This is a genomic window from Streptomyces tateyamensis, from assembly GCF_003205575.1.
Taxonomy (GTDB): Bacteria; Actinomycetota; Actinomycetes; order Streptomycetales; family Streptomycetaceae; genus Kitasatospora; species Kitasatospora tateyamensis.
In genome coordinates, this window is sequence record NZ_PYBW01000114.1 from 21,011 (window position 1) to 27,758 (window position 6,748).

Below are 6,748 nucleotides of genomic sequence, written 5' to 3' on the forward strand. Positions count from 1 at the left end.
CGGTGACGGGGCGGCCACGGCCGCTCTGTCATCGCCCGGTCAGGCGTCCTCCCAGCGGAACAGGCGCCAGGCCAGTGCGGTCAGCACGGCGGCGAAGGCGAGCAGTCCGCCCATCGCGGGCAGGCAGTCCAGCAGGCCGCCGCCGCGGGTGAGCACCGACTGGGCGGCGAGCACCAAATAACGCAGCGGGAAGACGTGCGAGAACTGCTGCAGCCACTGCGGCGAGTTGTCCAGCGGGAAGAACGCGCCGGACAGGAAGGACATCGGCAGGATGATCACCTGGTTGATGCCGTTGGCCGCCTCCTCGGTCTTCGCGATCGCCCCGGTGACCAGGCCGATCGACATGAAGGCCAGCGTCGCGCAGAGCACCAGCGGCACCACCAGCCACCAGTTCCCGGTGAGCTTGAGCCCGAACACCGGCGTGGTGGCCACCAGCAGGAAGATCGCGGTCTGCATCAGCGCCACCACGCAGGTCACCAGCACCCGCGAGCCGACGATCGACCCCACGCTCACCGGGGCCAGCCGCAGTCGGCGCAGCAGCCGCTTCTTGCGCCAGGAGACCAGGCTGAGCGAGGCGCTGAAGATCGCGCCGGTGGCCACCGCCCAGCCCAGCAGGCCGGGGGTGAGGTACTGGATCGGCTTGAGCGACTGGTCCTCGACCTGGGAGGCCGCCAGCGTGTACTTGGGCGGCTGGCCGGTGGCCTGCTGGTTGGCGGACTGGATCACCGACTGGAGCACGGCCTGCACGCCGCCGGCCCGCACCTGGTCGGCGGCGCTGTAGCGGACCACCACCTGACCGTTCGGGCCCTGCTCCACCAACGCGTCGAAGTCTCCCTTGCGGACCTTCTGCAGCGCGGTCGCCTCGTCCGGGACCTGAGTGATGGTCAGCACCTGGTCCAGGCCGGCGCGCTCGTCGCCCCGCACCGAGTCCAGCACGGCGACCTGGCCCACCTGCGCCACCTTCACGTGCGGCGAGGTGGCGCCCTTGAACAGGAAGCCGAACAGGACCAGGAACATCAGCGGCAGCGCCAGGGTGAAGAAGAGCGCCGCGCGGTCGCGCAGGAAGGCTACGAACATCACTCGGGACAGGCTGACGAAGGCGCTGGCCTTCTCCCCGGGAGCGTCGTCGGTGCGGCGGTCGGTCTCGGGTGCGGTGGCGCTCATGCCCGGTACTCCCGTCCGGTCAGGTGCAGGAACACGTCCTCCAGGGTGGCGCCGCGGACCTCCAGGCCGCGCAGCGCGTTCTGTTCGGCCAGCACCGAGAGCACCGGCGCGGGCAGCCGGGTGGCCACCGAGAGCAGCACGCCGTTGTCCTCCACCGCCGAGACCTCGGCGCCGGCGGACGCGAACAGCTCGCGCGCCCGCTCGGCGGTGATCAGCCCGGACTCCACGCTGACCCGCACCGTGTCGTCCAACTCCCGTACCAGCGCGGCCGGCGCGCCGGTGCGCAGCACCTTGCCGTGGTCCATGACGGCGACCCGGTCGCAGAGCACCTCGGCCTCGTCCAGGTAGTGGGTGGTGAGCAGCACGGTGCGGCCCTCGGCGTTGATGTCGCGCAGCAGGTCCCACAGGTTGCGCCGGGCCTGGGGGTCCAGGCCGGTGGTCGGCTCGTCCAGGAAGACCAGCTCCGGGTCGTGCACCAGCGCGCAGGCGATGGACAGGCGCTGGGCCTGCCCGCCGGACATCTTGTCGGTGGCCACCGACGCCGACTCGCTCAGGCCGACCCGGTCCAGCCAGTGGTCGGCCCGCCTGTGGCCGATGCCGTAGAACGAGGCGAAGGTGCGGATGGTCTCGCGGGCGGTGAGCCGGTCGAAGAAGGCGGAGGCCTGGAACTGCACCCCGATCCGGGGCAGCAGCTTCGGGTTGCGCGGCCAGGGCCGTAGCCCGAGCAGCTCGACCCGCCCCTCGTCGGGTTCGCGGATCCCCTCCAGGATCTCCAGCGTGGTGGTCTTGCCCGCCCCGTTGGGCCCGAGCAGACCGAAGAACTCGCCGCTCTCGACGGTGAGTGACACTCCGTCGACAGCCTGGACATCCCCGTACCGCTTCCGAATCCCGTCAGCGGTTATTGCCGTTGTCATGCCGCCGAATCTAGGGGGCCGCGGGCGGCTGGGCCAGAGCTGGCGGCCGTCGGACAGCCGCGCTCCGGGAACTCGAACCGGGCCCACGCCGGTCCTGCGCGGCACAGTCATGGGCGGACGGGCAGCAGCCGAGATCTGAGAGTTGACTCTCAGACTTTCTGAGAGGATGCTCTCAGATTATGAGCAACCCGTTGGGCGACATCGAGATCACCGACCCGCAGGTGATGCGGGCGCTGGCCCATCCCGTGCGGATGGCGATCCTGACGCAGCTGCGTTGGCGCGGGCCGGCCACGGCGACGGAACTGTCCCCGCACGTGGGCGCCACGCCCTCGGTGGCCAGTTGGCACCTGCGCCAGCTGGCCGGGTGCGGTCTGGTGCAGGACGCCGAGCCCGGGCCCGACCGCAGGCAGCGCCGCTGGGAGGCGGTGGCCAAGGGGTTCCGGTTCGAGCTGGGCGGCGAGGGCGAGGCGGGGGATGCCGCCCGGGGCCTGGCCCTGCAGATGTTCCTCGACGTGGCGGACCTGCCGCAGCGCTGGCTCACCGAGGTGGAGCCGCAACTGCCGCCCGAGTGGCGCCGGCTCGGCGGCCTGGCGCACACCCGGGTGGCGCTCACGCCCGAGGAGCTGGAGCAACTGGGCGCAGCGGTCGAGCAGTTGCTCGCACCGTACGTCACCCGGGCGGAGCAGGAGCGGCCGGCGGGGGCGCAGCTGGTGCGGTTGATGAGGTACGTGCTGCCGGAACTTCCGGAGGGGGAGGACGCATGAGCGTGTTGGTGGGGGAGCCGGTCGCGGCGGTGCAGGAGTCGCGGGACTCGCTGTGGCGGGACCGGCGGTTTGTCAGGCTGTGGAGCGGCGTGACGGTTTCCCAGTTCGGCGACCGGGTCAGCGACCTGGCGGTGCCGCTGATCGCGGTGGGGGTGTTGCACGCGTCCACGATGGCGGTCTCGGTGCTTGCCGCGCTGGTCTGGACGCCGAACCTGCTCGCCGTCTTCGCCGGCGCCTGGGTGGACCAACAGCGCAGCAAACAGCGACTGTTGGTGATCGCCGACCTGGTCCGGGCGGTAGCGCTGGTCTCGCTGCCGGCGGCCTGCCTGTACGGCGCGGTGACGATGGCCCAGCTGTTCGTGGTGGCGGTGGTGGTCGGGGCCGCCGGGGTGCTGTTCAACACCGCGTACGCGCCGTTCTTCGCCCATCTGGTGCCGCGGGCGGCCTACTTGGAAGCCAACAGTAGGCTGAGCGCAAGCCGTTCGGCCTCCTACCTGGGCGGACCGGCGCTGGGCGGGATGCTGGTGCAACTGCTCGGGGCGCCGGTGGCGGTGCTGGCCGACGCGCTCTCGTTCGCCGGGTCGGCGCTGCTGGTCGGCCGGATCCGGGTGGCCGCCCCGCCGCCGGCCGAGCGGCCGGAGCCGATGCTGCAACGGGCCAGGGCCGGGCTGGCGTTCGTGGTCCGGCACCCGGTGCTGCGGGCGAGCCTGGGGTGCTGCACCACGGTGAACTTCTTCACCTTCATCCCGGCCGGGCTGCTGGTGCTGTTCGCCAACCGGGAGTTGGGGCTGTCGGCCGGGACGATCGGATTCGCGATGGGGATCGCCGCCACCGGCAGCCTGCTCGGCGCGGTGCTGGCGCCGCGGATGGCCCGGGCGATCGGGATGGGGCGCACCGTCGTGTTGGGAGCGGCGCTCTTCCCGGCGCCGCTCGCACTGCTGGCGCTCGCCGGCGGCCCGCTGTGGACGCGGGCCGCCGTCCTGGCGGGCGTCGAGTTCCTCAGCGGGGCCGGGGTGATGCTCTTCGACGTCAACCTCAACTCGCTGCAGGCGAGCGTGGTCCCCGACGAGCTGCGCAGCCGGGTCTCGGGCGCGTTCAGCACGGTCAACTACGGCATCCGACCGCTCGGCGCACTGGCGGGCGGGGCGTTGGGCAGTGCGTTCGGGCTGCGCGAGACGATGGTGGTCGCCGGGGTGGGCGGGGCGCTCTCGGTGCTCTGGCTGCTGCGCTCGCCGATCCCGGGGGTGCGGGAGATCGCGAGCTGATCGGCTCAGCTGCCGAACTCGGCCTGGAACGCCGCCAGGTTGGGAGTGCCGGCCGCGCGGTCCAGCACGGCGAAGGTGATCCGGGTGAACGGGGCGCCGTGCGTGCTCATCGCCGCGGCGAACGCCGCCGCCACTTCGGCCGGATCGTTGCGGAACACCCCGCATCCCCATGCCCCGAGCACGAGCTCCCGCACCCCGTGCTGCGCGGCCACCCCGAGCACCCGGCGGGCCCGTTCGGCGAGCGTGGCGGCGAGGTCGACCGCCCGGCCGGGTGAACGCAGCTCCAGCTGGCCCGCATTGGGGGCAGGCGAGGTGAGGAAGGAGACGGCGTACGGCTCGCCGAGCAGGTCACGCCGGGAGTCGCGGATCACCGGGACCTGCGGGGAGAAGATCACCCGGTGGCTGTAGTGGAGGTCGGCCGACGCCCGGTGCGCCTCGTAGTAGTCGGGCGCCTGGAGCAGGCACTGGTAGAGCAGCGCACTGCGGCACAGGTCCTCCTCCTGCGCCTTGGCCCCCCGCAGGTACCCACCCCCGGGGTTGCGCGCGGACGCGAAGTTGAGCACGGCGAGGTGGGCGGGCCCCGGTGCGGACTCGGTGATCCGGCGGGCCGCGCTCATGCTGTCCTCGTCGGTCACTTCCGCCACCCCGGCGAACGCGCCGGTGGGGGAGGGAACGAAGTCAGGCGAGTAGGACACGGTCCCGGCGCGCGCCGCGGCCAGCGCGGCGGCGATCTCCACGCGGGCCCCGGTGGCGGAGAGGTAGTGGCCGGTCTCGGCGATGCGCTCGTTCTCGGTGGCGAGGGCGGAGAAGCGGTTGCTCATGGGGTGATGGTAGCGGGGAATTATCGTCAGGGTGACGAATTATGGGCGGGTCTTGCTGGGGCCTGGGAGCGGTGGACGCCGAGGGAGCGCACCCGCCGGTACGGCGGCGGCGCCCCTCGGTGCTGCTCAGTCAGGCCTCAGCCGCTGGTGACAGTCCAGCGTTGGCTGGGAGTGCCGTTGCAGTCGTAGAGCTGCGGCCGGGTGCCGCTGGCGATGTTGCCGGCGGGGTCGTCGAGGCAGCGGCCGGAGGCCGGGTTGTAGATGCTGCCGTTGCCCCGGGGGAACCACTGCTGGCTGGCGACACCGGGGGCACACGTGGCGTACTGGACGAGGGTGTTGTTCTGGGTCCCTTCGTTGACCGTGTCAAGGCAGCCGCCGTTCACCCTCAGGGTGCCGTCGGGGTTGAAGGCCCACTGCTGGGGGTTGGAGTTGTTGCAGTCCCAGATCTGGACAGGGTTGCCGGGCGAGGTGCCGCCCACGTTGTTGTCGAGGCACTTGGTGGTAGCGGAACTGACAGCGATGGCACAGGTGTTGACGCCCGGAGTGATGGCGCCGGTGGTAGCGCTGACGTTGCTGATGCTGCCGTTGAAGTAGTTGACGTTCTTGTTGCCGCCGTTCTGGCCGCGGCCGATGGCGAAGGACCCGGCGGCAGAGGAGAAGGGCTTGTGCTGTCCGGTGCCCGCGAGCGCGCCGTTGACGTAGAGGTTCAGCTGGCCGGTGGCGGCGTTGTAGCTGGCGGTCAGCTGAGTCCAGGTGTTCAGCTGGACGTTGGCGTTGCTGTTGATGTCCAAGGTCTGGTCGTAGGACGAGCCGGTGGCAGGGTCAGCGCTGGCCATGGCGAAGCGCCAGACATTGCCTTGACTGTCGGGCCAGAGCATGAACCCCTGAGCATTGGTGTTGTCCTGGCCGAGAACTTCAATCAAGGCCTCGTCCCCGTACTGGGACAACACGACACTGCCGAACCGCACCGTGTTCTCGCCGCAGGACTCGCAGGTTCCGGCACAGACCTGGACCACGTACGACGGTGCCGGTCGGCCTACGGCCAGCGCCTTCATGTCGTACTCCAAGCAGCAGTGGACCACCGCGACGGCATATCCCGGCGCTGACCGAACCGATGTGACTCCACCTCAGGGCGGCACAGCCACCAGCACGATCACTGACGCGCGCAACCGTACGACCGCATTGTGGCAGTACCGGTCCGCGTCGCCGACCGGTCGGACCGCCGACGCGGATGTGACGACGTACGCGTACACGCCGGCCGGCCAGGATGCCACGCGGACCGATGCCGCCGGGAACAAGTGGAGCTATACATACGACCTCCAGGGTCGACAGGTCTCCGCGACCGATCCGGACAGCGGCACCAGTCAGATGTTCTACGACGCGAACTCCCGTGTTGACCACGGCGTGGACGCCAAGGGCAACACGCTTGCGTACAGCTATGACCTGCTGGGCCGCAAGACCGGCCTCTACAACGGAAGCGTCGCCCCGGCCAACCAGCTCGCAACCAGCTCATCCGCCGCGACCCCGGCAAGACCACGCTCAACATCGGCGCCGATGAGCTCACGCTCGACACCGCCAGCGGTTCGATGAGCGACGTTCGCTATTACGGCTCGCCCGGCGGCATCACCATCACTCGCGTCACCGGCCCCACGGGCGGGGGCTCGCTCGTCTACCAGGCCGCCGATCCGCACGGCACGAACAGCGTCCAGATCGGGAACGACGCCAACCAGACGATCACCCGCCGTGCGACCGATCCGTTCGGAAACCCCCGCGGAGCCCAACCTCGGGTATTCAGCCGGCCAGGGTGATCTGACGCCCAA

The 6,748-nt window shown here is 70.8% G+C and carries 8 protein-coding genes; 4 read left to right on the forward strand and 4 right to left on the reverse strand.

The window, feature by feature from the left end:
* Window positions 1-39 precede the first annotated feature (39 nt).
* Both C7C46_RS27105 and C7C46_RS27110 read right to left on the reverse strand, forming a co-directional pair.
* A complete protein-coding gene (locus tag C7C46_RS27105; protein WP_245985005.1) occupies window positions 40-1,164 on the reverse strand; it encodes an ABC transporter permease in 1,125 nt (374 codons plus the stop codon).
* A complete protein-coding gene (locus tag C7C46_RS27110; protein ID WP_245985007.1) occupies window positions 1,161-2,012 on the reverse strand; it encodes an ABC transporter ATP-binding protein in 852 nt (283 codons plus the stop codon). Before C7C46_RS27110 ends, C7C46_RS27105 begins: the two co-directional genes overlap by 4 nt.
* A 245-nt stretch (window positions 2,013-2,257) precedes the next feature.
* On the opposite strand from C7C46_RS27110, the gene C7C46_RS27115 reads away from it, so the two are divergent.
* A complete protein-coding gene (locus tag C7C46_RS27115) occupies window positions 2,258-2,842 on the forward strand; it encodes an ArsR/SmtB family transcription factor (protein WP_110672565.1) in 585 nt (194 codons plus the stop codon).
* On the forward strand, window positions 2,839-4,107 hold the full coding sequence (locus C7C46_RS27120) for an MFS transporter (RefSeq protein ID WP_110672566.1): 1,269 nt from the start codon (window positions 2,839-2,841) through the stop codon (window positions 4,105-4,107). Before C7C46_RS27115 ends, C7C46_RS27120 begins: the two co-directional genes overlap by 4 nt.
* A gap of 5 nt (window positions 4,108-4,112) precedes the next feature.
* Here C7C46_RS27120 and C7C46_RS27125 read toward each other — a convergent pair whose 3' ends face one another.
* Window positions 4,113-4,928: a TIGR02452 family protein gene (locus C7C46_RS27125; RefSeq protein WP_110672567.1), complete on the reverse strand. Its 816-nt coding sequence runs from the start codon at window positions 4,926-4,928 to the stop codon at window positions 4,113-4,115.
* 137 nt (window positions 4,929-5,065) lie between these two features.
* On the reverse strand, window positions 5,066-5,983 hold the full coding sequence (locus C7C46_RS27130) for a ricin-type beta-trefoil lectin domain protein (protein WP_110672568.1): 918 nt from the start codon (window positions 5,981-5,983) through the stop codon (window positions 5,066-5,068).
* On the opposite strand from C7C46_RS27130, the gene C7C46_RS27135 reads away from it, so the two are divergent.
* On the forward strand, window positions 5,982-6,518 hold the full coding sequence (locus C7C46_RS27135) for an RHS repeat domain-containing protein (protein WP_110672569.1): 537 nt from the start codon (window positions 5,982-5,984) through the stop codon (window positions 6,516-6,518). The genes C7C46_RS27130 and C7C46_RS27135 overlap by 2 nt on opposite strands.
* Window positions 6,515-6,736 (forward strand): hypothetical protein, encoded by a 222-nt coding sequence (locus C7C46_RS34435; RefSeq protein WP_146259220.1) that lies wholly within the window; start codon window positions 6,515-6,517, stop codon window positions 6,734-6,736. Before C7C46_RS27135 ends, C7C46_RS34435 begins: the two co-directional genes overlap by 4 nt.
* The last annotated feature ends 12 nt before the right edge of the window (window positions 6,737-6,748 follow it).

Coding starts and splice junctions, on each gene's coding strand:
- C7C46_RS27105 (WP_245985005.1), bottom strand. CDS start 1,164: ATGAGCGCCACCGCACCCGAGACCGACCGCCGCACCGACGACGCTCCC.
- C7C46_RS27115 (WP_110672565.1), top strand. CDS start 2,258: ATGAGCAACCCGTTGGGCGACATCGAGATCACCGACCCGCAGGTGATG.
- C7C46_RS27120 (WP_110672566.1), top strand. CDS start 2,839: ATGAGCGTGTTGGTGGGGGAGCCGGTCGCGGCGGTGCAGGAGTCGCGG.
- C7C46_RS27125 (WP_110672567.1), bottom strand. CDS start 4,928: ATGAGCAACCGCTTCTCCGCCCTCGCCACCGAGAACGAGCGCATCGCC.
- C7C46_RS27135 (WP_110672569.1), top strand. CDS start 5,982: ATGTCGTACTCCAAGCAGCAGTGGACCACCGCGACGGCATATCCCGGC.
- C7C46_RS27130 (WP_110672568.1), bottom strand. CDS start 5,983: ATGAAGGCGCTGGCCGTAGGCCGACCGGCACCGTCGTACGTGGTCCAG.
- C7C46_RS34435 (WP_146259220.1), top strand. CDS start 6,515: ATGAGCGACGTTCGCTATTACGGCTCGCCCGGCGGCATCACCATCACT.